At 60.6% G+C, this 22357-nt stretch carries 27 protein-coding genes; 19 read left to right on the top strand and 8 right to left on the bottom strand.

Annotated features, from left to right (window positions below; genetic code table 11):
- Positions 1-196 precede the first annotated feature (196 nt).
- Both AB5Y47_RS05610 and AB5Y47_RS05605 read left to right on the top strand, forming a co-directional pair.
- Positions 197-406, top strand: coding sequence for a cold-shock protein (locus tag AB5Y47_RS05610; protein ID WP_005302803.1), 210 nt, complete (start codon positions 197-199; stop codon positions 404-406).
- Between the two features lie 77 nt (positions 407-483).
- Positions 484-795, top strand: coding sequence for a hypothetical protein (locus AB5Y47_RS05605; protein ID WP_089503662.1), 312 nt, complete (start codon positions 484-486; stop codon positions 793-795).
- On the opposite strand, the gene AB5Y47_RS05600 is transcribed toward AB5Y47_RS05605, so the two are convergent.
- Positions 782-1030 carry a TIGR02647 family protein gene (locus AB5Y47_RS05600; RefSeq protein ID WP_010675310.1) on the bottom strand — a complete coding sequence of 83 codons (249 nt, stop codon included), beginning with the start codon at positions 1028-1030 and terminating at the stop codon, positions 782-784. The two genes, AB5Y47_RS05605 and AB5Y47_RS05600, sit on opposite strands and share 14 nt — an antisense overlap.
- 246 nt (positions 1031-1276) lie before the next feature.
- Between AB5Y47_RS05600 and AB5Y47_RS05595 the strand changes: the two genes are divergently transcribed.
- Positions 1277-1825: a hypothetical protein gene (locus AB5Y47_RS05595; RefSeq protein ID WP_368219996.1), complete on the top strand. Its 549-nt coding sequence runs from the start codon at positions 1277-1279 to the stop codon at positions 1823-1825.
- 94 nt (positions 1826-1919) lie between these two features.
- Positions 1920-2312 (top strand): DUF2750 domain-containing protein, encoded by a 393-nt coding sequence (locus AB5Y47_RS05590; protein WP_010675308.1) that lies wholly within the window; start codon positions 1920-1922, stop codon positions 2310-2312.
- Between the two features lie 89 nt (positions 2313-2401).
- Here AB5Y47_RS05590 and AB5Y47_RS05585 read toward each other — a convergent pair whose 3' ends face one another.
- Entirely contained in the window at positions 2402-4252 is a 1851-nt protein-coding gene (locus AB5Y47_RS05585) for an extracellular solute-binding protein (protein WP_043153815.1), read from the bottom strand.
- Positions 4253-4342: 90 nt separating this feature from the next.
- A complete protein-coding gene (locus AB5Y47_RS05580) occupies positions 4343-5236 on the bottom strand; it encodes an EamA family transporter (RefSeq protein WP_010675306.1) in 894 nt (297 codons plus the stop codon).
- A gap of 178 nt (positions 5237-5414) precedes the next feature.
- On the opposite strand from AB5Y47_RS05580, the gene AB5Y47_RS05575 reads away from it, so the two are divergent.
- Positions 5415-5603, top strand: coding sequence for a hypothetical protein (locus AB5Y47_RS05575; protein WP_010675305.1), 189 nt, complete (start codon positions 5415-5417; stop codon positions 5601-5603).
- Here AB5Y47_RS05575 and AB5Y47_RS05570 read toward each other — a convergent pair.
- Entirely contained in the window at positions 5600-6790 is a 1191-nt protein-coding gene (locus AB5Y47_RS05570) for an HD-GYP domain-containing protein (RefSeq protein ID WP_041213169.1), read from the bottom strand. The two genes, AB5Y47_RS05575 and AB5Y47_RS05570, sit on opposite strands and share 4 nt — an antisense overlap.
- A 172-nt stretch (positions 6791-6962) precedes the next feature.
- On the opposite strand from AB5Y47_RS05570, the gene rsuA reads away from it, so the two are divergent.
- On the top strand, positions 6963-7655 hold the full coding sequence (rsuA, locus tag AB5Y47_RS05565) for a 16S rRNA pseudouridine(516) synthase RsuA (RefSeq protein ID WP_043153817.1): 693 nt from the start codon (positions 6963-6965) through the stop codon (positions 7653-7655).
- Between the two features lie 97 nt (positions 7656-7752).
- Here rsuA and AB5Y47_RS05560 read toward each other — a convergent pair whose 3' ends face one another.
- Positions 7753-8655: a DMT family transporter gene (locus AB5Y47_RS05560; RefSeq protein ID WP_010675302.1), complete on the bottom strand. Its 903-nt coding sequence runs from the start codon at positions 8653-8655 to the stop codon at positions 7753-7755.
- A 290-nt stretch (positions 8656-8945) separates the two neighbouring features.
- On the opposite strand from AB5Y47_RS05560, the gene AB5Y47_RS05555 reads away from it, so the two are divergent.
- Positions 8946-10583 carry a peptide ABC transporter substrate-binding protein gene (locus AB5Y47_RS05555; protein ID WP_043153818.1) on the top strand — a complete coding sequence of 546 codons (1638 nt, stop codon included), beginning with the start codon at positions 8946-8948 and terminating at the stop codon, positions 10581-10583.
- Between the two features lie 10 nt (positions 10584-10593).
- The gene (gene yfcE, locus AB5Y47_RS05550) at positions 10594-11136 is read left to right on the top strand and encodes a phosphodiesterase (RefSeq protein ID WP_049637068.1); all 543 of its coding nucleotides are present in this window, start codon (positions 10594-10596) and stop codon (positions 11134-11136) included.
- A gap of 43 nt (positions 11137-11179) precedes the next feature.
- Here yfcE and AB5Y47_RS05545 read toward each other — a convergent pair whose 3' ends face one another.
- The 3 genes from AB5Y47_RS05545 to flgA all read right to left on the bottom strand — a co-directional run bounded on the left by AB5Y47_RS05545 (position 11180) and on the right by flgA (position 12613).
- Positions 11180-11596: a flagella synthesis protein FlgN gene (locus tag AB5Y47_RS05545; protein WP_010675299.1), complete on the bottom strand. Its 417-nt coding sequence runs from the start codon at positions 11594-11596 to the stop codon at positions 11180-11182.
- Complete coding sequence (gene flgM / locus AB5Y47_RS05540) at positions 11593-11913, bottom strand: flagellar biosynthesis anti-sigma factor FlgM (protein WP_042864123.1); 321 nt, start codon at positions 11911-11913, stop codon at positions 11593-11595. The genes AB5Y47_RS05545 and flgM overlap by 4 nt, the downstream gene beginning before the upstream one ends.
- A 94-nt stretch (positions 11914-12007) precedes the next feature.
- Complete coding sequence (gene flgA / locus AB5Y47_RS05535) at positions 12008-12613, bottom strand: flagellar basal body P-ring formation chaperone FlgA (protein WP_039040281.1); 606 nt, start codon at positions 12611-12613, stop codon at positions 12008-12010.
- A gap of 237 nt (positions 12614-12850) precedes the next feature.
- Between flgA and AB5Y47_RS05530 the strand changes: the two genes are divergently transcribed.
- The 11 genes from AB5Y47_RS05530 to flgJ all read left to right on the top strand — a co-directional run bounded on the left by AB5Y47_RS05530 (position 12851) and on the right by flgJ (position 22357).
- On the top strand, positions 12851-13762 hold the full coding sequence (locus AB5Y47_RS05530; RefSeq protein WP_010675296.1) for a chemotaxis protein CheV: 912 nt from the start codon (positions 12851-12853) through the stop codon (positions 13760-13762).
- Between the two features lie 17 nt (positions 13763-13779).
- Positions 13780-14604, top strand: coding sequence for a protein-glutamate O-methyltransferase CheR (locus tag AB5Y47_RS05525; RefSeq protein WP_010675295.1), 825 nt, complete (start codon positions 13780-13782; stop codon positions 14602-14604).
- A gap of 61 nt (positions 14605-14665) precedes the next feature.
- Complete coding sequence (gene flgB, locus AB5Y47_RS05520) at positions 14666-15067, top strand: flagellar basal body rod protein FlgB (protein ID WP_010675294.1); 402 nt, start codon at positions 14666-14668, stop codon at positions 15065-15067.
- Entirely contained in the window at positions 15064-15483 is a 420-nt protein-coding gene (flgC, locus tag AB5Y47_RS05515) for a flagellar basal body rod protein FlgC (protein WP_005329775.1), read from the top strand. Before flgB ends, flgC begins: the two co-directional genes overlap by 4 nt.
- Positions 15484-15573: 90 nt before the next feature.
- Positions 15574-16311: a flagellar hook assembly protein FlgD gene (locus tag AB5Y47_RS05510; protein ID WP_010675293.1), complete on the top strand. Its 738-nt coding sequence runs from the start codon at positions 15574-15576 to the stop codon at positions 16309-16311.
- Positions 16312-16321: 10 nt separating this feature from the next.
- Positions 16322-17668, top strand: coding sequence for a flagellar hook protein FlgE (gene flgE, locus AB5Y47_RS05505; protein WP_042017542.1), 1347 nt, complete (start codon positions 16322-16324; stop codon positions 17666-17668).
- A gap of 146 nt (positions 17669-17814) precedes the next feature.
- A complete protein-coding gene (flgF, locus tag AB5Y47_RS05500) occupies positions 17815-18561 on the top strand; it encodes a flagellar basal-body rod protein FlgF (RefSeq protein ID WP_039040234.1) in 747 nt (248 codons plus the stop codon).
- Positions 18562-18575: 14 nt separating this feature from the next.
- Complete coding sequence (gene flgG, locus AB5Y47_RS05495) at positions 18576-19364, top strand: flagellar basal-body rod protein FlgG (RefSeq protein WP_010675290.1); 789 nt, start codon at positions 18576-18578, stop codon at positions 19362-19364.
- A gap of 16 nt (positions 19365-19380) precedes the next feature.
- Positions 19381-20052 carry a flagellar basal body L-ring protein FlgH gene (gene flgH / locus AB5Y47_RS05490; RefSeq protein ID WP_010675289.1) on the top strand — a complete coding sequence of 224 codons (672 nt, stop codon included), beginning with the start codon at positions 19381-19383 and terminating at the stop codon, positions 20050-20052.
- 60 nt (positions 20053-20112) lie between these two features.
- A complete protein-coding gene (locus AB5Y47_RS05485; protein ID WP_010675288.1) occupies positions 20113-21210 on the top strand; it encodes a flagellar basal body P-ring protein FlgI in 1098 nt (365 codons plus the stop codon).
- Between the two features lie 46 nt (positions 21211-21256).
- The gene (gene flgJ, locus AB5Y47_RS05480; RefSeq protein WP_043153827.1) at positions 21257-22357 is read left to right on the top strand and encodes a flagellar assembly peptidoglycan hydrolase FlgJ; all 1101 of its coding nucleotides are present in this window, start codon (positions 21257-21259) and stop codon (positions 22355-22357) included.

Genomic DNA, 22357 nt, shown 5'->3' with positions numbered 1-22357 from the left:
CCCGCCGCTGGCGGGGTACAAATTTGTTTGCGTAATCGACAAAGGCACGTATAATCTCAACCAGCTTGAAAGGGCGATAGTTATGTCAATGAATATGATGTTTTACATCTTTTCCTGTTGTTCATAAGTAATCCCGTTTTTTGAGCTTTACCCGCTGAAAAGCATAAGTAATTATTTTGAATACAGGTTTAAAGATATGTCTAACATGATCACCGGTACCGTTAAGTTTTTCAACGAAACCAAAGGTTTTGGCTTCATCCAGCAAGAAAACGGCCCGGACGTTTTCGTTCACTTCAGCGCCATCCAAGGTAACGGCTTCCGTACCCTGGCTGAAGGTCAGCGCGTACAGTTCTCTGTGACCCAAGGTCAAAAAGGCCCGCAGGCTGAGAACGTAACTGCTCTGTAATTCTTGCAGAATTTAAGAAAGCCGTGGTACCTCTGGTGCCACGGCTTTTTGTTTTCATGGCTTCATCAATACGCGTCATGACCCTGCTCTCCTCCCTCTTGCTGACCGTGGCGTTGACCGGTCAGGCCAGCCCGCCAACGCCGGATCCTGCGGTGAATGATGCCGTGTCCGTGTGTCAACAGTTTGTACATGTTCGTCTGGGAAACGCGGTGAAACCCGATGAGATCAGGGTACAGCCGGTGCCAAAACGGGCGGGAGAGTGGCTGGTCGATGGCAAGATAAAAGGACCCGAAGGTCCTTTGCTGTTTGCTTGTCTACTGCGACAAGGAGAGCGCTGGGAGTTGCTCAACTTCTCGCTCTGGGCACCACAACCGCTCAATTCGGCTTGAGTGCAACCAGCAGGTGTTGGAGATGCTCCAGCATGGTCATGCCGAAAGGGGTCAGATAGCCGCCATCTGCCGCGGTGATCAGGCCCTGGCTGTGCAGGCGCGCTGCCGCCTGGCAAAGCGCTTCCGACATGTCGCTGCGCAGCTTGATCCCCAGGCTCATGTTGGCCGGATCAAAACACGCCAGTATTTTCAGCTCATTCACAAAATCGTCAGAAACCTGGTTGATCCCACTCATGGATGCACTCCTTACGCTAAAGATGTATGCAACCTAGCATCCCCGGTGCCTCTTTAGTGGGCGCTGGCTCAAACAATTGGCCTTTATCGGGGCCGCTCTGGTTCAAACGCTGCTTTTTTGGACGCTATCTATCACCGGCCCGGCTGGACGCAAACGCCCCCAGCAAGGCAAACATGCTAGAATGGCACCCTCGTTCACCCTCATGACCAGGCGTGATGCCAGGTCATCTTGTTCAAGGCGCGTCTCATGATCACTGTTACTCTGGTCTCTCTGCTGCACTCTCTGGGTCCCCGTTTTCCTGTTTATGCTCCCTCCTTGCTGCTCCCTCTCCTGGCGAAACATCAAGGAGATCTCTGGCTGCCGGCCATTCGTGGGGAAGATGTGACGACCCTGCGCCAGCATGGCAAGGATGCCCAGAGTCTGGCTACCTTGTCGGCAGGCTGGTGCGAGTTCGCGGCCCAAAGCAAAGAGACGCCGGAGCTCGATGCGCTGGCAAGTTACGATGAGGAGATGCTGGACAACCTGCAGATGTACTGGCGCCACCCGAGCAAGATAAACAGCCCGATCACCGATAACCTGTTCGAGCTGCGCCGTGAGGTGGTGGACGAGGCCCATGGCGGCAAGCTGGTTGCTGCCTGGAGTACCGCCCAGCAAGCACGGCTTGAGCAGATCATGGTGGGGGCTGCTTCGGGGCGGGATCAGCTCTGCTTTGTGGAAGTGGAGTCCGCCTATTGGCTGAGGGAGCAACTGGGTGAGACCGCGGGACTCCGGCTGTTGACCCCCGAGCTGGGGTGAGGCGATGGAAAGACGGTTGACCCATTACTCCTGCTGGACAAGGGGTCGGCAAGATGTGAACATGTCGCCCTTTATTGAACGAGAGACTTGACCGATGAGCTATGAACTTAGCGACACCGAGCGCAATGCCGCGCTGCAACTGAACGCCGATTACCGCTTTGATCACTTCATCAGCAAGCTGGTCGAGCACGAAGAGCTGTTTGTCCTGACCGACGAACACGGCGTCATGATGCTGACGACCGAAGAGGAAGACTGCATCCCGGTATGGCCGCATCCCGACTACGCCAAGGCCTGGGCCGAAGGGGAGTGGGCCGAGTGCAAGCCGCAGTCCATCACCCTCAAGGTGTGGCTGGATCGCTGGGTGGACGGCATGGAGCAGGATGATCTCTGCGTGGCCGTGTTCCCGACACCGGATCAGGAAGGCATTGTGCTGGACCCGGCCGACGTCGCCGACGCCATTGCGCAAAAGCAGGCCAAACGCGGCTGAATGCCCTCTGCCTGGTGCCATCCCGGTTGTAACAAAGACCCCGCCAATGTGCGGGGTCTTTTGTTTTGGGGCTGACGGTGCCAGCTGCCCTATTTCTGTTGGTAGGTGGTATCCGTGATGGTCACTGGCGGGAAGGTCTGCCCCCCTTTGATGGCGGCCCGGGTCTGCGCCTTTGCCGCTTCGTCAATCCAGAGCAGGCCGCCGAAGCTGTAACCCGAGTTGGAGCCGTCGAGGGGCCAGTAGAGCAAGTCGCTCTGAGGGGTTGCCGGCACCTTGGGCAGGCGTATCCAGCGCCAGGCGCCGGCCCGGGTATAGGGCACCTGATAGGCGGGGACGAAGCTGGCGAGCTCATAGAGTCGCTGCTGGATCTGGCGGGAGAGGTCGGCCTTCTTGCCGAAATCGAACGCCTTGTCGTATTGCTCCACCAGGGCCGAGATCCTGTCGTCATCGATGTTCATGATGTTGTTGGTCTGGGGCTTGTTGGCATTGACCCTGTGGAAGTGTTCCCAATAGGCGGGATAACGACCACCGCTCCAGGCCATCCAGGCACTCTGGTGTTTTTTCTCCAGCATGGATTTGAAGCCGGCAGACGCATCCATCAGATTGAGCTCGAGGTTGAGCCCCGCCTTTTTCGCCTCTTCCCGCAGCAGGGTGAGACGCTGGGCATGTTCCGCCGTGGTGTAGGTGATGCTGAGGGAGAGGGGCTGGTCCTTGTCGTTTCGCAAGATGCCATCCGGTCCGGTCTTGGTAAAGCCCGCCTTGGCAAAGAATTCGCGAGCAAGGGCGGGATCGAAGGGGCGCGCCTTGAGGTCGGTATTGGTGAACTCTCCCTGGCCCGAGCCATAGGTGTTGAGACGCTGGTAGTCCCCCCGCAGCAGGGTCGCGATCATCTTGTCCAGGGCGAGGGCGTGCTGGATGCCGAGTCTGACGTCGAGATTGCTCAGCAAGGGATCGGCGGTGTTGAGATAGAGCCCCATGGGGGGCTGAGGCGTCTGGTTGTAGAACCAGAGCCGCTCGATATAACCCTTCTCGAATTCGGCGGTCTTGCTCTTGTCGTGCCACCAGTTGGGCATCACGAGGGGGAAGGTGTCGAGCTCACCGCGCAGGAAGTGCTGCCAGGCGATGTTCTGATCCCTGAGCACCTTGATCTCGATGCGATCCGGATTGAAGCGGTGCTGGAAGTAGCGCTCGTCGTTCCCCCACCAATCCTTGACCCGGTCGAAGGTAACCGACTTGCCCTTCTTGAGCTCGCCAATCTGGTAGGGGCCGGTGACCGGCAGCACCTTCCAGTTGTACTCCTTGACCCAGTTGGCGGTCAGCTTGATGGCGTGGCTGGGCTCCGGGGTGAAGGGGAGAGCTTCGAGCAGATCTTCCCGGCTCTTCTCGGTGCCGCTGGTGATGGCGAGGGTGTGATCGTCAAACTTGGTCACTTCGCTTATCTGGGTGCTGTAGTAGTTGTTGTACCAGGGGTCGTTGATCTCCTTGCTGCGCATCATCTTGAGGGTGAAGACCCAGTCGTCCGCAGTGACGGGCTGGCCGTCCGACCAGCGGGCCTTGGGGTTGATGCGAAAATAGAGCGTCTTGTTATCCGCGCCGAAAGCCCACTGGTTGGCCAGCATGGGGATGGGATTGCGCGTCACGGGATGGGTGCTCAGAAGCGGCAGGTTGGTCTCGCGCACGTAGGCCGCAAAACCGCCGTTGGAATCCGGCCCGTATTTGCGCAAGGTGAGCGGAAAGCTCGACATGAAATCCCGGAAGGTGCCGCCTCGCTTGGCCTCGGGGTCTGCATAGACGGGATCGGTGTCGTTGCTCTCCCATTTGAGATCTGCCGGCAGGGTGGCACTCCAGCCGAACGGGCTCCAGCAGAAGGGGAGCAGCATGGCCGTGACCCGCATGATGCCTGGTAAAGAGGGGATGATCGAAAATGACGGATGACGCATGTCCTTGCTCTCCTGATGATGGCATCCTGCCGAAATAACGGGGTGGGCCCAAGAGGACCTGACCCATGATGGGAAGTTTCCCGGGCGAGGTCAATCCTCGGTTTGGGTCTTCAAGAAGCGCATCTTGCCCCCCAGCAGATGCACCACGAAGCCGAGCAGCACCAGACCCGAGCCCAGCCATTGCAGGGGAGTGGGGTGTTCATCGAGCAGCAGGGCGGCGGCCACCATGCCGACACAGGGAACCAGCAGGGAGAGGGGGGCAACCTGGGCCACCGGATAGCGCATCAGCAGCCTCCCCCACAGGCCATAACCGAGCCAGGTGGCGATAAACGAGAGATAGAGCACGCACAAGACGCCCTGCCAACGGATGTTGAGCAGGCTGCTTGCGATGAGTTCGGGCCCCTCGAACAGCCAGGAGAGCGCGAAGAAGGGCAGGATGGGCACCAGCCCGCCCCAGGCGACCAGGCTCGGCAGAGAGGTGCGATAGCGCAGACCTATCTGGCGATTGATGACGTTGCCAAGGCCCCAGCAGGCGGCTGCGCACAGCGTCAGCACAAACCCGATGAGGGTGAGGTTGCCCTCGCCATGGGTGGCAATGAGATAAAGACCTGCTCCCGCCAGCGGCAGTGCCACCCAGTGGTGGGGCTGCCAGCGCTCTCCGAGCCAGATCATGGCGAACAGCAGGGTGAAGACCACCTGGGATTGCAGCACCAGGGAGGCCATGCCGGCGGGCATGCCGAATTTCATGGCGCAGAACAGGAAGGCAAACTGGCCCAGGCTGATGGCACCGCCATAGGCCAGCAGCCAGCGCCAGGGCATGGCAGGCCTGGGAACCAGCAGAATGGCGGGGAAGACGACTCCGACGAAACGCAGTGCTCCCAGCAGCAGTGGGGGGATGCCTTCCAGCCCCCATTTGATGGCAACGAAGTTGAGTCCCCAGCAGAGAATGACCAGGGCGGCCAGACACTTGTCCTTGGTTTGCATGCAGCATCCTTGTTTGAGCGGCGCCGGCACGGCAGGGCGCCGAAGGGGTCGAGCATACCTGCTACAGGGTGGGCACCGTCAAGGGCGCAGGTGTCTGCCGGGCGAGTGCGGGCGGGCTAAGCTAAAAGTGAGAGCCCGGATTGACGGGCTGGCGTCGATGGCTGACCGGAGGTATTCCATGAGCGACCATACCCTGCTGCCCCATGGTGAAGACTTGCGCCGCGCGGTGCGCTGGCTCAGCGAACACCATCAACACGACATCCGGGCCATCGAAGAAGCCTGCCTGCGCTTCGATCTCTCCCCTCTGGATGAGGAGTTCCTGATTCGCCATTGCCGCGAGCAGCCGCCAACAAGCCGGACAGGTTAGACGAAGTTGGCCAGGTTGATGCCAAACTCCTTGGGGTCCACCGTGCTCTCTATGGTCTCCTGAACCCCGTTTTTGGCGAGATCCAGCCACTGCACCTCGAGATAATGGCGATGGCCTGCGTGATAGATCACCTTGACCACGGGCTTGAGCGGTTGCTGTTCGTTGCGCTGCATCACGATGGCCAGGCGCTGGTTGGAGAGCTGCACCAGGGTACCCACCGGATAGACCCCCATGCACTTGATGAACCTGGTTACCAGGTCGGCATCAAAATGCAGATCAACCCCCTTGAGCAGAATGCGAAACGCCTGGGTTGGCTGCATGCCCTGTTTGTATACCCTGTCTGCCGTCACCGCATCGTAGACATCGACGATGCCGCTCATGCGGGTGTAGAGGGAGAGCTGATCCCCCTTGAGGCGCCGCGGGTAGCCGGTGCCATCGATCCGCTCGTGATGGTTGGCGGCCACCTCCAGCATGATGGGGGTGATGCCGGCGGTGGCGGCCAGGATGTCGTGGCTGTGGACCACGTGCTCGCGCATCACCTCCAGCTCCTCATCGGTGAGCTTGCCCGGTTTGTTGAGCACCTCGTCCGGGGTCATGATCTTGCCCACGTCGTGGAGCAGGCCACCCAGGGTCAGCTCCTTGAGCACGCTGCGATCCAGCCCCAGGTAGCGGCCGAAGTTCGCCAGGAGGATGGCGACATTCATGGAGTGCTCCATCAGGTAGGCATCCTTGGCACGGATCCGCGCCAGACAGAGCATGGCATCGCCGTGGGTGAACATGGTATCGACCATCTCTTCGGCCACGGCGGCAAGGGGCGTGATGTCGATGGGCTCTCCGGCCTTGAGATGGCGAATGAACTTGCCCTGGAGTTCGCGCGCCTCCTGATAGAGCCGACGGATCTTGAGCTCGCGCCCTTCACCACTGCCGATCTGACGAGAGGAGCCCGCCCCGTTTGTCACCACATCCGCCGGGCTTGCCGTGCCCCCTCCCGGCAGCTTGCTGCGGGCAAGATCCACCCGCACCGTCAGCACGCCACGCCGGATCAGCGCCTCCACCTGCTGAGGGTTGGTCACCATGCCCGTCTGGGCAATTTCCATGGCGCCGGTCTGGCTGGCAATGGCAATGACATACATGCCAGGTTTCAACTGGCTGACGGGGATGACGGGGTGAGACTTCGTCGGCTTCATGGGTACATCCTGGGCTTATTATTATGTGTGATGTCGGTCTGCTGACGGCAGTCTATCACTGGCGCATCATGGCGTCAGGCGCCATCTTGAGTCCCTGTCGCTTAGTACTGGTGTTGTCGGGTCTGACCGATATAATGTCGCCCCCAATCATGATGGATTCCGAGGTTTTTGCATGCGGCTCGACAAATTTCTTTGCGATTGCTCCGATTTGACCCGTTCCCAGGCGGGCAAGCTGATCCGTCAGGGGGAAGTGCTGGTAGACGGCGTGCTGGTCAAGCAGCCCGCCTTTCACATCAATGAGCAACACCAGATCGAGTTTGACGGTGTGACCTTGACCCTGAACCTGCAGAATCGCTACTTCATGCTGCACAAGCCGGAAGGATATGTCTGCTCCAACGAGGACCCGGATCACGCCACCGTGTTCCACCTGCTCGACGAGCCGGCCATGGGCAAACTGCACGTGGTGGGACGCCTCGATCTCGATACCACCGGGCTGGTGCTGATCACCGATGACGGCCAGTGGTCCCATCGCATCACGTCGCCCCGGCACGAGTGTGCGAAGACCTACCATGTCTGGCTGGCTGATCCCGTGAGTGAAGAGGCTATCTCGCTCTTTGCCGACGGTATCTACCTGCGCAACGAGAACGACAAGACCCGCCCTGCGGAGCTGGAAATCCTGGACGATCGGGAAGCACGCCTGACCATCCACGAGGGCAAGTATCACCAGGTGAAGCGGATGTTCGCCGCCATCGGCAACAAGGTGGTCGGGCTGCATCGGGAACGCATCGGCGATCTGGCTCTGGACGATGAGCTGGCACCGGGGGAATACCGGGAGCTGACCGAAGAGGAAGTGGCTCTGTTCTAGGGGCGCGATCGCCTCTCTCCCTGTCCGGCACGGGGGAGCATCGGCGGCTCAGTGCCGCCGATGGGCGTGTTGGTCCTTCCAGCAGGATAGACGGGGCTCAGTTCCCCATTCCCAGCACCAGGGCCGTGCCCAGGGTGGCCAGCAGGGCTCCGGCCCAGGCGGGGAGCGAGGGACGCATCCCCGAGTGCCACCACAGCAAGGGCAGCAGAATGACCGGTGTGGTGGAAGACAAGATGGCCACCATGCCCACATCTCCCTGACGCAGGGCCACCAGGATCAGGGTCATTCCCAGCGTCATCGCCAGAAATCCGTTGATGCCTATCATGCCGAGCACCTGCCGGTTGATGGGGTTGTGCGGCATGGCGAGCGGCAGGCGCAGTGCCCGCAAGACGCAGTGTGCCAAGAGGGCGCTGCCCATGCGCACGCCGGAAGCGCTCACCGCGTCCACGGTGCCGCTCATCATCACCGGCTTGGCGATGATGGCTCCGAGGCTCTGGCACAGGGCTGCGGTGAGGCCAAGGGCTATGCCGACCACGAGGCGGCCGCGCACCTGCTCCCATTCGTTCTGCTGATTGTCGCCACGACGACCAAACAGGATGGCGAGCATGACCCCGGCCAGGACCAGCAAGGCGCCCGGCAGGCGCCAACCATCGAGCCGCTCGCCAAAGAGCCAGAGCCCGAGCAGGGCGGAGAAGAGGGCGTGGCAGGAGAAGAGCAGACCGCTACGCCTGGGGCCGAGTCGGTTCATGCAGGCAAAGAGGGCGGTGTCGCCGACGAAGATGCCGATGAGGCCGGAGAGGGCCAGCAGGGGAAGGGCGCTCTCGGTGAGGGTCTGCCAGCCTCCCGTCACCAGACTTGCGCTGGCCAGCATCAGGCTGACCAGGAACATCCGCCAGCGACTGTAGGCAAAGGCCCCCAGATGGCGAGCCGGTTTGACGGAGATGAGGGCGGCGATCGCCCATAAACTGGCGGCAGCCAGCGCCAGCCATTCGTAACCCATAAAGACCCCTGAAACGGTAGACGACAACCGGACTTGCAGGCGACACATCGCCCCGGGCCGATTGCCAACGGGGCAGGGGAGTGCGCCTTCTGGCGATTGCGCCCACCCGTGGCGGCCGTGTCGTCATAAAACCTTGAAAAAAATAGCCCGAAAGACTCCCTCTATCGGGCAGGCCCGATACAATACGGGTCGTCTTCGGGGATAACAAGCGCGGCATGATGCATTCGGTTCCAGGCGCGCCGTCGGCCTTCCCCCCATTGCAGTCAAAAGAATTGAACGAGGTTGATGTCATGTTTTACCGTTTCGCCGCCAGGCCAGCCCGCCGCTGGCTCTCTCCCTTGCTGTTCGGGTTGATGGCGGTGCCGCCGCTTCAGGCCACTACCGTGGTGCAGCAGCCCGTGCTGTCGGACAGGCAGACCCTGGTCAAGGGCAATGGCGCCGAACCCGAGTCCCTCGATCCGGCCCTGATCCGCTCCGGTTTCCCGGGGGAGGTGGTGCTGGTGGACCTGTTCGAGGGGCTGGTGAGCGAGGATGGTCAGGGCAAGATAGTGCCCGCCCAGGCCCAGCGCTGGGAGACCAGCGAGGATGGGCTGGTGTGGCGCTTCTTCCTGCGCCCCCAGCTCAAATGGTCCAACGGCGAGCCCCTCACCGCCCGGGATTTCGTCTACGCCTGGCGGCGGCTGCTGAACCCGGCGCAGGCTTCCCCCTCCGCCGGCCTGCTGTTGGCGACCGGCATCAACAATGCCCAGTCCATCTATGCCGGGGCGCTCGACCTCGATGCCCTGGGGGTGGAGGCAGAAAGCGACCAGATCCTGAAAGTGACCCTGGAGCGCCCCGTTCCCTATTTCCTGCAACTGGTCAGCCAGCGCCCCTTCGTGCCGGTCAACGAGCGAGTCATCGCCCAGTTTGGCAAGCAGTGGACCCAGCCAGGCAAGATGGTGAGCAATGGCCCCTACAAGCTGGCGAGCTGGGTGGTGAACGAGCGCATCGAAGCCGAACGCAACCCCCAGTACTGGGATGATGCCCATACCCGGATCCAGCGGGTGACCTACCTGCCGCTCGCTTCCCAGCATGGGGAGCGGCTGCGTTACGAAGCGGGGGAGATCCAGCTCACCAACAAGGTGGCGCTGGAGTACTACCAGAAGACCATGCAGGAGGCACCGGAGCGGATCTGGGGTCTGCCGCTGCTTGGCACCTATCTTTACACCTTCAATCTCAATCGCCCCGAGTTGCAGGATGTGCGGGTGCGCCAGGCGCTCTCCATAGCCATCGATCGCCACCTGCTGACCGAGAAGGTGAGCGGCCAGGGGGAGCGCTCTGCCTGGTCACTGCTGCCCGCCATGCCGGGTTATGACGAGCTGGATATCCCCCTCTCCCGGGAAGACCAGCCGACCCGGTTGGCCCGGGCCGCTGCACTGTTGGCCCAGGCGGGCTACAACAGCGCCCATCCCCTCAGGCTGACGCTGACCTACAACACGTCGGAGAACCACAAGAAGCTGGCCCTGGCGGTGGTGGCCATGTGGAAACCGCTGGGGGTCGAGGTCTCTCTCAACAACATGGAGTGGAATGCCTATCAGGTAGCCAAGGACAGTGGTGATTTCATGCTGGCTCGTTCATTTTTGTTTGGTGATTATGTCGAGCCGTCGTCCATGCTTGGCAGTTTCCGCTGCCAGGATCCCCAGAACGAGAGCGGCTACTGCAACCCCGCCTTCGATGGTCTGCTGCAGCAGGCCTCCGAGACCCTGGATGCCAACGCCCGGTCCGGGATCTATCATCAGGCCGAGCAACTGCTGATGGAGGAGGTGCCCGTCATCCCCGTCTATCACTACAACCAGATGCGACTGGTGGACCCGGCACTGCGCGGCTTGCCGAGCCGCAACCTCAAGGGCGCCATCGCCACCAAGGATCTCTATTTCAGCCAGCCATGAGGAGTGTGGAATGAAGATTGCCATTATCTCGGATCTGCACGGCAGTCTGACTGCCCTCGAGCAGGTGCTGGCGCAACTCGCTCCCTGGCAGCCTGATCACTATCTGCTGCTCGGGGATCTGCTCAATCACGGGCCGCGCAATCCGGTGCCGGCGGGGTATGATCCTGCCGCCGTGGCGGCAAGGCTCAACGAGCTGGCCCCCCGCATCATGGCGGTGCGTGGCAATTGCGATTCGGAGGTGGACCAGATGCTGCTCCACTTCCCCATCACGGCGCCCTACAACCAGCTGCTGGTGGATGGGCGGCGCTGGTTTGTCAGCCACGGTCATCTCTATGAGCCCGGCAACGTGCCCCTGCCAGCAGGGAGCCTGTTCATCAGCGGTCATACCCATGTGCCTGTGCTGCGCCAGGAGGGAGAGATTTTCCTGATGAACCCGGGGTCTATCTGTTTTCCAAGGGGCGAGTGGGTGGCCAGTTATGGGCGCTATGACGACGGCTGCATGAGCATCCATGCCTGCAAGGATGGAGAAACCCTGATGCAGCTGGTGCTCTGACTAGGGGCTGACAAGGAGAGAAAATCAGAAGGGGGAGAGGAGATCAGGCCTTGATCCCGAAAGAGCGGGTGCCTGAGCGGGTATTGCCTTTGGCGTCATAGGTCAGGGAGCTGCTGTCTCTGAGCTTGCTGAGGAAGCTGGCGAGACGGCGATTGGAGACAATGCTGAGTTCGAGCAGACGTCCATTGAGGTTGTTCTGCTCCTGACAGGCTTCCAGCTTGGCTTGAAGGGCCTGCAATTGGGTCGGGAAGGCGCCCAGCTGTTGCTGCAAGTCTGGTAGCTCTGCCAGAGTCTTGTCCAGCATCTCGATGGCCACCAGCAGTTGTTGCTTGCGATCGGCGAGTGCCGGCAAGGCAAGGGCCCGGTGAGCCTTGAGGAGGTCGAACTCCTCTGCCAGCAAGCCTTGCATCTGGGAGAGGTTGTCGTCCTGAGCGCGCAGCAGCGAAGGGAGGTCCATCATCCCAACCGTTTATCCAGATCGGCTTCGAAGCTGAACATCTTTCTGGCCACGGCTTCGCTGTTGACCTTGTACTCCCCACTGGCCACGGCCTTCTTCAGGCTCTCGACGCGGCTCTCGTTACCGGTGGAGGCGGTGTTGAGGGTCTTCTGCATCTGTTGCAATTGCTGCGCCTCACTGGTCAAGGAGACAGAGTCGCTCTTGACGGTCGTCGCACGGCTGCTCTCGCTGGAGGTCGCCGACTTGGTGGCTACACCTTGGCTGTTGCCGCTGTTTTGCAGGCGGTTGTTAGCCAAGTTGTTGATATTATTGATAGCCATAAGGTTTACCTTCGTCTGCTTTGCTGTTCGCTTACCTGTGTATCGGTGACGGCGGTCAGAACTTTAGAAAAAAATTGCGCAGTGCATTCCTGTGTCAGAATGTCACGACCACGGAGCCCACTGCACTGACCTGGCCTTGCACCGTTCTGCCCGAGCGCGTGTTGACAAGCCGGATCATGTCTCCGAAGCTGCCATCTTGCAAGGCGCGGGCCATGGTTTTGATCTGCATGCTGCTGTTTTCGGCGCTCAGGGTGACCTGGTCTCCCTTGCAGACCACGCATACCTGGGTGAGCCTGATTGGCTGGCCCGGTTTGAGCTCACGCTTGCTGCGTACTCCGATGAGGGCGGTCGGGTCGGTAAGGTAGTCGCCACGGATCAGGGTTTGGTCCTGGTATGCCAGGGTCAGCATGGGTTCACTCAGAATGTCTCCCTTGGCAACCGGGACGGCGACGGTGACATAGGGTTTCTGGATGCTGACCCGGACCGGTAGATAGAGATCCCAGGATTTCTCTCCCTCACACTTGAGGTAGACGGTGGTGTTGCGACGGATCTCCATCCTGGCGGGGAGGGAAATAGTGAGGGCATCTTCGCAGCGCGTGAGGGGGAGGCGCTCGTCAATGGTACCGGCCTTGACGTCGGCCTGTGCATCGAGGGGAATATCGAGCTGGTCGAGCACGAACGCCTGTGCCTGTTCTTGCAGATAGTCGGTGACCTCGGACGCCATGGCGTGAGACAGACTGCAAAACGGCAGTAAGATAAGGAAAAGTCTACTAATCATTTTTGCTTACCGGTCGATAAGTTATTCACGTATACCACCGTAGTTAACTATGCTTGCTCCAGAATTATTCGATTGTTGAAACAACGATGATCTGATGCAAGCCAATGTGCATGCATAATGACATGCACGATCAGTGCCAAGCATTTTTAGGGAGTGTTTATGGCGAGTATTCTGGACTCGGTCAACCAGCGAACCCAGCTAGTGGGACAAAACAGGCTGGAGCTGCTGTTGTTTCGTCTCAATGGACGTCAAAGATTTGGCATCAACGTATTCAAGGTACGCGAGGTGCTGCAGTGTCCCCCTCTGACCGTCATGCCCAAGCTCAACTCCTGCATTCGCGGCGTGGCACATATCCGTGGCCAGACCATCTCGGTGATCGATCTCAGCATGGCGATGGGCAAGCGCCCCATCCAGGACCTCTCCAAGTGCTTCATCATCATCTCCGAGTACAACCGTTCCATTCAGGGGTTCCTGGTCCACTCGGTCGAGCGCATCATCAACATGAACTGGGAGTCCATCCTGCCGCCACCCAAAGGGGCAGGTCGCATCAACTACATGACGGCGGTGACCGAGGTAGATGGTGAGCTGGTGGAGATCCTGGACGTGGAGCGCATTCTCAACGAGATCTCGCCGGTCTCCACCGAGGTGTCCACCGAATTGGTGGAAGCAAGCGTGGAGCGCAATCCTCACGGGCGTCCCGTGCTGGTTGCGGACGACTCTTCGGTGGCGCGCAAGCAGGTTCAACGGGCACTGGAGGCTATCGGGGTGCAGTGCGTGCTGGCCAAGGATGGACGGGAAGCGCTCAACATGTTGCTGGAGATGTCCAAGAACGGTCCCATCAAGGATCAGATAGCCCTGGTCATTTCGGACATCGAGATGCCGGAGATGGACGGTTATACCTTCACCGCCGAGATCCGCAACAATCCCAACCTCAAGGATTTGCATGTTATCCTGCACACTTCCCTCAGTGGGGTGTTCAATCAGGCCATGGTGCAGAAAGTCGGAGCGAACAATTTCATTGCCAAATTCCAGCCGGATGAATTGGCCAAGGCCGTACAAGGCGCTCTCTAATCAAGAAGAACAACTGCATGAAGACACTTTCGGACGACTTATACAGGCAATTCAGCAATTTTCTGGCGCAACAGAGCGGCATAGTGCTGGGTGACAACAAACAGTATCTGGTCAAGAGCCGCCTGTCGCCCTTGATGACTCAGTTTGGTATCGAGAGTCTGTCTGATCTGGTCACCCGGGCGATGAGCGTGCGCGAGCGGGAGCTCAAGATGGCGGTGGTCGATGCCATGACCACCAACGAGACTCTGTGGTTTCGCGATACCTATCCGTTCCAGCTGCTGAGCGACAAGATTTTCCCGGAGCTTGGCAAGAGCGGTCGTCCCATCAAGATATGGTCTGCCGCCTCTTCATCCGGGCAGGAACCCTACTCCATCGCCATGACGGCGCTGGAGCAGCAAGTCAAGCGGCCGGGTACCTTGCCGGGCGGGGTGCAGATAGTGGGGACCGATATCTCCAGCACCATGCTCAACCAGTGCAAGGAGGGGGTCTACGACAGCCTGGCGCTGGCTCGCGGGCTCTCCCCCGAGCGCAAGCGACTCTTTTTCGAACCCTGTGGCGACAACAAGATGCGGGTGGTGGAGCGTGTCAGAAAATTGACCAGCTTCCGTCCCCTCAACCTGCTGGAGAGCTACAGCCTGCTCGGCAAGTTTGACATCATCTTCTGCCGCAACGTGCTCATCTACTTTGCGCCCGAAGTGAAATCCAAGATCCTCAACCAGTTCGCCAGCAGCCTCAATCCTGGCGGCTACCTGATGCTGGGGGCCTCCGAGTCTCTGGCCGGCCTCACCGACAAGTTCGAGATGATCCGCTGCAACCCCGGCATCGTCTACAAGGTCAAATAACCCCGCTCAATACCCTCTTGGCACACCTCTTGCTAAATATTCATGAAGCAGGAGGTGTGCTATGGCAATTTCATTCGACAAGGCATTCGGTGTTCATCAGTACACGCTGAGCGTGCGCGCCAAGCGTGCCGAGGTGTTGTCCAGCAACATCGCCAATGCGGACACGCCGGGCTTCAAGGCTCGTGACATCGACTTCTCACAGGCGTTGCAGGATGCCCAGGGCCAGCAAGGGTTCGGGCTCAGCACCACCAGCGAGAAGCACTTCGCCTTGCAGATGGATACCCCGGGCACGACCCAGTACCGCAATCCCCTGCAACCGGATACCGGTGACGGCAACACGGTGGACGTGCAGCAGGAGCGCAGCGAGTTCCTGCGCAACAGCCTCGAATACCAGGCCTCCCTTGAATTCATGAACAGCAAGATAAGCGGCCTGCTCAAGGCACTGAAAGGAGAGCAAGGATGAGTTTGTTCAAGGTCTTTGACATTGCAGGCTCTGCCATGAGCGCGCAGTCCGTTCGCCTCAACACGGTGGCGAGCAACATGGCCAACGCTGACAGCGTCAGCTCCAGCGTGGAAAAAACTTACCACGCCAGGCGGCCAGTCTTTGCCGCCCAGCTGGATCAGGCCATGTCCGACAAGCAGGCCTCGGTCGGGGTGGATGTGAAGGGCATCGTCGAGAGTGATGCGCCCCTGCTCAAGGAGTACAACCCGAATCACCCCATGGCGGACAAGGATGGCTTCATCTTCAAGCCCAACGTCAACATGGTGGAAGAGATGGCGGACATGATAGCGGCGTCGCGCAGCTACCAGACCAACGTCCAGGTGGCCGATGCGGCCAAGAAAATGTTGCAGCAGACCCTGGGTCTGGGCAAGTCCTGACAGAGGTGAACCCGGATGAGAGTGACCCGTGATCGCCTGCCAGGCGGCAACAATCGGCCCAGTGGGCACGCCCTAGAGGGGGGAGCATAAGTGGCAGATACCTATGACAGCCTGCTGGGCGTCAACCGGACGACGTCGGCCCAGACCAGTACGGTCAACACCAGTACCCAGAAAAAGGAGCTGGATCAGGAGTCCTTCCTGAAGCTGCTGACCATGCAGCTCTCCTATCAGGATCCGTTCAAACCGGTGGACAACGCCCAGATGCTTTCCCAGATGACCTCGATGTCGACGTCTCAGGGGATCAGCAGCCTCTCCACCCAGATGGAGAGCCTCAACAGCCTGATGACTTCCAGCCAGGCGCTGCAGGCCTCCGCGCTGGTGGGACAGAACGTGCTGATCCCGTCCAACACGGGTTACGTGGAGAAGGGAGGCACCCTCACGGGGGTCATCGCCACCGGCGATGGCGGCAGCAACATCAAGGTGACGGTGAAGGACGAGAGCGGCCAGGTCATCCGAGAGTTCGCCATCGAAGGGAGCCACAAGGGGAACGTGGCCTTTGAATGGGATGGCAAGGACAAGTCCGGCAACCAGGCCAAGAGCGGCAAATATTCGATAGAGGCGCATGCCACCGTCGACGGCAAGTCGGAGAGCGTCCCCGCCCTGACTTACGCCAAGGTGGAGAGCGTCACCCTGGGAACGAGCACCAACCCCAGCACCCTCAAACTCAAGGGACTGGGCGGCATCTACCTGACCGATGTATTGGAAATTGGCGCGACGACCGGCAAGACCACCACCCAGTCGGCTTCGTCCTCTAACGCAGTGATCTAAGGAGAAAGACATGTCATTCAACAATGCCCTCAGCGGCATCAATGCGGCTCAAAAAGACCTGAACGTCACCGCGAACAACATTGCCAACGTCAATACCACCGGCTTCAAGGAGTCCCGCGCCGAGTTCGCCGACGTCTACGCCAACTCCATCTTCGTCAACGCCAAGACCCAGGTCGGCAACGGAGTGGCGACTGGCGCTGTGGCCCAGCAGTTCCACCAGGGCGCGCTGCAATTCACCAACAACGCGCTGGATCTCGCCATACAGGGCAACGGCTTCTTCGTGACCTCGGACGGCCTGACCAACCTGGATCGCACCTACACCCGTGCGGGCGCCTTCAAGCTCAATGAAAGCAGCTACATGGTCAGCAACTCCGGCGGTTATCTGCAGGGGTACGAGATCAACTCTGACGGCACCCCCAAGGCGGTGAGCATCAACGCCACCAAGCCCATCCAGATCCCGGACAAGGCCGGTGAGCCGGTGCAGACCACGACGGTCGAAGCTGGTTTCAACCTGCCTTCCAGCACGAAAACGCTGATGGATGTCAATGCCTCCAAATTCGATCCCACTGACTCGACCACCTACTCCTCCTCTACTTCCGTGGTGGTCTATGACTCCCTGGGCGAGCCACACACCATCACCCAGTACTTCACCAAGGAAGCGGATCCGGCCGATCCTACCCAAGCGGCGGTGCCGACTGCCTGGCGCATGTACCTCTATGAAGGGGACAAGCCCATCGACATCGTAGGCGGTACGGCCACCACCATGGCGACCGGCCTGAGCCAGGCTCCCCTGAGCGCCCGGGTGACCTTCGATGCCTCCGGCAAGATGGTCACACCCACCACCCCGGCGGTCATCAAGACGGAACCCCTGGGGGCGGCGGGGGCCGGTATCATCACCAATGGCGCCGATGGCACCCAGGAGATTGAGTTCAAGCTTGGTACCGTGACCCAGTACGCCTCCCCCTTTGAAGTGAGCAAGCTGACCCAGGACGGCTCCACCGTCGGCCGCCTGACCAAGGTGGAGATCGGGGCGGATGGCATAGTCTCCGCCACTTACAGCAACGCCACCACCGTCAAGGTGGCCATGGTGGCCATGGCGAAGTTTGCCAATGCCCAGGGTCTCACCCAGGTCGGCGACACCTCCTGGCGCCAGTCCCTGCTCTCTGGCGATGCCTTGCCCGGCACCCCGAACTCCGGCACGTTCGGCTCCATCAAGTCGTCGGCACTGGAGCAGTCCAACGTGGATCTCACCACCGAGCTGGTCGACCTCATCACCGCCCAGCGCAACTTCCAGGCCAACTCCCGTTCCCTGGAAGTGAACAGCTCCCTGCAGCAGAACATACTGCAGATCCGCTAAGACGGCGGGTAGTTGGAAGGGGCGCTTCGGCGCCCCTTGTCGTGTCAGTCCCGCCTCATTTCCTCCTTTCATTCCGTCTTCGTCATCTCTCTTGGCATTCAACTTGCAGTTGAGCTGTGAGAGTCATCTGTTTGACGGAGGATCCCATGGATCACCTGCTTTACATCGCCATGTCCGGGGCCAAGGAGAACATGAACAGCCTGGCTGTTCGTGGTAACAACCTTGCCAACGCCAACACCATTGGCTTCAAGTCTGACTTCGAGCAGGCGCGCAGCATGCAGGCGTTTGGCGAAGGGCTGCCCACGCGGGTGTTCGCCATGACCGAGCGGCCGGGCCAGAACCTGCAGCACGGCATGCTGATGACCACGGGTCGGGATCTTGACGTTGCCGTCGATGGGCCGGGCTGGATTGCGGTGCAGGATCCCAACGGTGCGGAAGCCTATACCCGCATGGGCAACCTGCAGCTCAATGCCACCGGCAATTTGCAAACTTCTACCGGTCTGAATGTGGTGGATGATGCCGGTCAGCCCATCGTGCTGCCCCTGCCCATGGAGAAGATCGAGATCAATCGTGACGGTACCATCAGCGGCCGCCCCGAGGGGGCCGCCGCCAACCTGCCGGAAGATTTCCAGCGTATCAAGCTGGTCAACCCGGCGGCAGATGCGGTGGAGAAAGGCCAGGACGGCCTGTTTCGCCGCAAGGATGGCCAGAGTGAGGCCGCGTCTGCGGATGTGGGCCTGATCGCCGGCTCCCTTGAGGGGAGCAACGTCAACGTGGTCGACGAGATGACCAACCTTATTCGCTTGCAACGTCAGTTTGAAACTCAGGTCAAGATCATGAAGACCGCCGAGGAGAACGACGAGGCACAAACCCAGCTGCTGCGTATCAGCTAATCAAGGAGCACCCCATGAATCCTGCACTCTGGATCAGCAAGACCGGCCTCGATGCCCAGCAGACCAACATCTCGGTCACCTCGAACAACCTGGCGAACGCCAGCACCGTGGGCTACAAGAAGGCGCGGGCCATCTTCGAGGATCTGCTTTATCAGAACATCAACCAGCCTGGCGGTCGCTCCTCGGCGGACACCGAGCTCCCTTCCGGCCTGATGCTGGGGGCGGGGGCCAAGGTGGTCGCCACCCAGAAAAACCACAGTCAGGGCAACGTCCAGACCACGGACAACTCCCTTGACCTGATGATCAGCGGCCGCGGCTACTTCGAAATCCAGCTGCCCGATGGCAGTGCCGCCTATACCCGCAACGGCCAGTTCACCCTGAACGACGAGGGGACCATCGTCACCCCGGGCAACGGTTACCCGCTGCAACCGGAGATCCAGATCCCCGAGAACGCCCAGAGCGTCACCGTGGGGGAGGATGGCCAGGTCTCCGTCCAGCTCAAGGGGGATGGCCAATCCCAGGTGGTGGGCCAGATCAACACCACGGACTTCGTCAACCCCACCGGCCTGCAGCCCATGGGGGAGAACCTCTTCCTCGAGACCCAGTCCAGCGGCGCCCCCATTCAGGGGACTGCCGGCGCGGACGGGCTGGGGGTGATCAAGCAGGGGATGCTGGAGACCTCCAACGTCAACGTGACCGAGGAGCTGGTGAATCTCATCCAGGCTCAGCGGGTCTACGAGATGAACTCCAAGGTCATCTCCGCCGTCGACTCCATGATGTCCTTCCTGACCCAGCGGACCTGATGAAAGGAGTGTCATGATGAAAGCCATATGGATGCTGGGACTGCTGACGCTGGCGGGTTGCACCAGTACCCCCAATACCGCCAAACCGGATGACCCGGATTTCGCCCCCGTCTACGGGGAGTCGGAGCCGGTGTCGGTGCGCCCGACCGGCGCCATCTTCCAGCCCGAGCAGGTCAACGGCATCTACTCGGACATCAAGGCGCACCGGGTGGGTGACATCATCACCATCCAGTTGGCGGAGTCGACCTCGGCGTCGAAAAAGGCCAACACCCAGAGCGGCAAGGACAACAAGCTGGCGCTCGACCCCGTCACCCTGGGTGGCGTGCCGGTCACGGCGGGGCCCTACGATCTGTCGGCCTCCATCGGCCAGAACAGTGCCTTCAAGGGGCAGGCCAAGGCGGATCAGAGCAACAGCCTGCAGGGCAACATCTCGGTCAGCGTGGTCAAGGTACTGCCAAACGGCAACCTGCTGGTGCGCGGCGAGAAGTGGATCATGCTCAACAATGGCAACGAATACATCCGTATCACCGGTCTGGTGCGCCCGGAGGACGTGAGCTCGGAAAACAGCGTCTCCTCCCAGCGGGTGGCCAATGCGCGTATCTATTACGGCGGTACCGGGGATCTGGCGAACACCCAGGAACAGGGCTGGCTCACCAGCTTCTTCAACGGCCCCTGGTGGCCCATTTAAGACTCAAGAGTCCGGGGTGTTCACGGGTCCCGGATCAGGAAGGTTTTGTTAGGAGATGTCATGAACCGATTCCGTCTGCTTGCCCTGCTGTGCTGCCTGCTGCCCTTCGGGCTGGCGCACGCATCCCGCATCAAGGACCTCGCCTCGGTGGAAGGGGTGCGCAGCAACCAGCTGATCGGTTACGGTCTGGTGGTGGGCCTGCCCGGCACGGGGGAGAAGAACAACGCCTTCACCGAGCAGACCTTCAGGACCATGCTCAACAACTTCGGCATCAAGGTGCCTGACAACATCAAGCCCAAGATCAAGGACGTGGCGCCGGTGGCCATCCACGCGGATCTGCCCCCCTTCTCCAAGCCGGGCCAGACCATAGACGTCACCGTCTCCGCCATCGGCGAGGCGAAGAGCCTGCGTGGCGGCACCCTGCTCCAGACCTTCCTGAAAGGGCTGGATGGCCGCGTCTATGCGGTGGCCCAGGGCAGCCTGGTGGTCGGTGGCCTCGGGGCCGAAGGGGCGGACGGCTCCAAGGTGGTGGTGAACACGCCCACAGTGGGGCGCATCGCCAACGGGGCGACCGTGGAGCGGGAGGTTCCCAACTCCTTCAGCCAGGGCGACACCATCACCTTCAACCTGAACCGGCCGGACTTCACCACCGCCCGCCGTCTGGCGGACGTGGTCAACGATCTGGTGGGTCCGAACACCGCCCAGGCGATGGACGCCACCTCCATCAAGGTATTCGCACCGCGGGATCCGGCCCAGCGGGTCTCCTACCTCTCCACCATCGAGAACCTGGAAGTGGACCCGGCGAGCGAGTCCGCCAAGATCATCGTGAATTCGCGCACCGGGACCATCGTCATCGGCAGCGAGGTCAAGCTGCGCCCGGCGGCCATCAGTCACGGTGGGCTGACGGTCACCATCGCCGAGAACCAGCAGGTCTCCCAACCCAATCCGCTCGCTGGCGGGCAGACGGCGGTCACCAACAACTCCACCATCAACGTGCAGCAGGATCCCGGTCGGATGTTCAAGCTCGATACCGGCGCGACCCTGGACGACCTGGTGCGTGCGGTGAACCAGGTGGGGGTCGCCCCCGGGGATCTGATGGCGATCCTGGAGGCGCTGCAGCAGGCGGGCGCGATCCAGGGCCAACTGGTCATTCTGTAATTTCGTGAGCGGCAAGCGGTTGCCACGGGCGGCAAAGAGGTAGGTTATGGCAGAGTTCGACACCCAGAGCGGTATCAATATTGGCATGGTGCAGGACGTCCAGAACCTGGACAAACTGCGCCAGATGAGCCTGAGCAAGGAGGGGAAGCAAGGGGCCCTGATGGCGGCCGCCCGCCAGTTCGAATCCATCTTCACCCAGACCCTGTTCAAGGGGATGCGCCAGGCCAACTCGGTGCTCACCGAGGGCAACCCGATGAACAGCAGCTACACCCAGTTCTATGAAGGGATGCTGGACGAGCAGCGGGTTGCCGACATGTCGAGCAAGGGGGGGCTGGGCATCGCCGAGATGGTGGCCAGGCAGCTCTCACCCGAGCAGACCTTCACCCATCAGGATGGCCGGGTACTCAAGTTGCCCCAGCGTACCGAGCGGGTCTACAAGCCCTATCAACCCCCCAGTGCCTCCAACGATCTGATTGCTGCCTCCAAAGTTGGCAAAGATTTTGCTGATAACGAAATGAAGGGTGAGCTGAATGGGGCCGAGCGTACGCTGGCCATGCCAAGACGCCCCCACCGCACCATGCCGCCCATGGGCAGCAGCCAGAGGCCTTCGGCCCTGGATGGCAGCGCCAAGGTGTTTGACAGCCCGGAAGAGTTCGTCGACAGGCTGATGCCGCTGGCCAAGAAGGCGGCGGACAAGCTGGGGTTGAGCCCGGCGGTGCTGGTGGCCCAGGCCGCCCTTGAGAGTGGCTGGGGCAAGCGGGTGATCAAGGATGCAGACGGAAACGTGACGCACAACCTGTTTGGCATCAAGGCCGATCCGCGTTGGGAAGGCCCCAAGGCGGTGGTGAGCACCCTCGAATACGAGCAAGGGGTGGCCTCGCGCCAGAAGGCGGCGTTTCGCTCCTACGAGTCGTTCGAAGAGAGCTTCAACGACTACGTGGATTTCCTGACCTCTGGGAGTCGCTACAAGGGGGCGCTGGCCAAGGTGGACAGCCCGGACCGTTACTTCGAGGCGTTGCAGCAGGCCGGTTATGCCACCGATCCCCAGTACGCCAGGAAACTTAAACAAGTGTTGCGCAGTGATGCCATCGCCGGTTACTCGACGTCCGGCAACATTGCAGACAGGAACACAGAGATGGAGCTGTAA

Origin of the sequence: Aeromonas sp. R7-2 (assembly GCF_040908105.1) — a bacterium.
GTDB classification, from domain to species: Bacteria; Pseudomonadota; Gammaproteobacteria; order Enterobacterales; family Aeromonadaceae; genus Aeromonas; species Aeromonas caviae.
The sequence above is the reverse complement of the archived record's forward strand: the minus strand, read 5'-3'. Positions and strand labels throughout refer to the sequence as shown.

Bases quoted from the DNA above. Each gene is read 5' to 3' on its own strand.
- AB5Y47_RS05610 (WP_005302803.1), top strand. From the start codon at position 197: ATGTCTAACATGATCACCGGTACCGTTAAGTTTTTCAACGAAACCAAA.
- AB5Y47_RS05605 (WP_089503662.1), top strand. From the start codon at position 484: ATGACCCTGCTCTCCTCCCTCTTGCTGACCGTGGCGTTGACCGGTCAG.
- AB5Y47_RS05600 (WP_010675310.1), bottom strand. From the start codon at position 1,030: ATGAGTGGGATCAACCAGGTTTCTGACGATTTTGTGAATGAGCTGAAA.
- AB5Y47_RS05595 (WP_368219996.1), top strand. From the start codon at position 1,277: ATGATCACTGTTACTCTGGTCTCTCTGCTGCACTCTCTGGGTCCCCGT.
- AB5Y47_RS05590 (WP_010675308.1), top strand. From the start codon at position 1,920: ATGAGCTATGAACTTAGCGACACCGAGCGCAATGCCGCGCTGCAACTG.
- AB5Y47_RS05585 (WP_043153815.1), bottom strand. From the start codon at position 4,252: ATGCGTCATCCGTCATTTTCGATCATCCCCTCTTTACCAGGCATCATG.
- AB5Y47_RS05580 (WP_010675306.1), bottom strand. From the start codon at position 5,236: ATGCAAACCAAGGACAAGTGTCTGGCCGCCCTGGTCATTCTCTGCTGG.
- AB5Y47_RS05575 (WP_010675305.1), top strand. From the start codon at position 5,415: ATGAGCGACCATACCCTGCTGCCCCATGGTGAAGACTTGCGCCGCGCG.
- AB5Y47_RS05570 (WP_041213169.1), bottom strand. From the start codon at position 6,790: ATGAAGCCGACGAAGTCTCACCCCGTCATCCCCGTCAGCCAGTTGAAA.
- rsuA (WP_043153817.1), top strand. From the start codon at position 6,963: ATGCGGCTCGACAAATTTCTTTGCGATTGCTCCGATTTGACCCGTTCC.
- AB5Y47_RS05560 (WP_010675302.1), bottom strand. From the start codon at position 8,655: ATGGGTTACGAATGGCTGGCGCTGGCTGCCGCCAGTTTATGGGCGATC.
- AB5Y47_RS05555 (WP_043153818.1), top strand. From the start codon at position 8,946: ATGTTTTACCGTTTCGCCGCCAGGCCAGCCCGCCGCTGGCTCTCTCCC.
- yfcE (WP_049637068.1), top strand. From the start codon at position 10,594: ATGAAGATTGCCATTATCTCGGATCTGCACGGCAGTCTGACTGCCCTC.
- AB5Y47_RS05545 (WP_010675299.1), bottom strand. From the start codon at position 11,596: ATGATGGACCTCCCTTCGCTGCTGCGCGCTCAGGACGACAACCTCTCC.
- flgM (WP_042864123.1), bottom strand. From the start codon at position 11,913: ATGGCTATCAATAATATCAACAACTTGGCTAACAACCGCCTGCAAAAC.
- AB5Y47_RS05530 (WP_010675296.1), top strand. From the start codon at position 12,851: ATGGCGAGTATTCTGGACTCGGTCAACCAGCGAACCCAGCTAGTGGGA.
- AB5Y47_RS05525 (WP_010675295.1), top strand. From the start codon at position 13,780: ATGAAGACACTTTCGGACGACTTATACAGGCAATTCAGCAATTTTCTG.
- flgB (WP_010675294.1), top strand. From the start codon at position 14,666: ATGGCAATTTCATTCGACAAGGCATTCGGTGTTCATCAGTACACGCTG.
- flgC (WP_005329775.1), top strand. From the start codon at position 15,064: ATGAGTTTGTTCAAGGTCTTTGACATTGCAGGCTCTGCCATGAGCGCG.
- flgE (WP_042017542.1), top strand. From the start codon at position 16,322: ATGTCATTCAACAATGCCCTCAGCGGCATCAATGCGGCTCAAAAAGAC.
- flgF (WP_039040234.1), top strand. From the start codon at position 17,815: ATGGATCACCTGCTTTACATCGCCATGTCCGGGGCCAAGGAGAACATG.
- flgG (WP_010675290.1), top strand. From the start codon at position 18,576: ATGAATCCTGCACTCTGGATCAGCAAGACCGGCCTCGATGCCCAGCAG.
- flgH (WP_010675289.1), top strand. From the start codon at position 19,381: ATGAAAGCCATATGGATGCTGGGACTGCTGACGCTGGCGGGTTGCACC.
- AB5Y47_RS05485 (WP_010675288.1), top strand. From the start codon at position 20,113: ATGAACCGATTCCGTCTGCTTGCCCTGCTGTGCTGCCTGCTGCCCTTC.
- flgJ (WP_043153827.1), top strand. From the start codon at position 21,257: ATGGCAGAGTTCGACACCCAGAGCGGTATCAATATTGGCATGGTGCAG.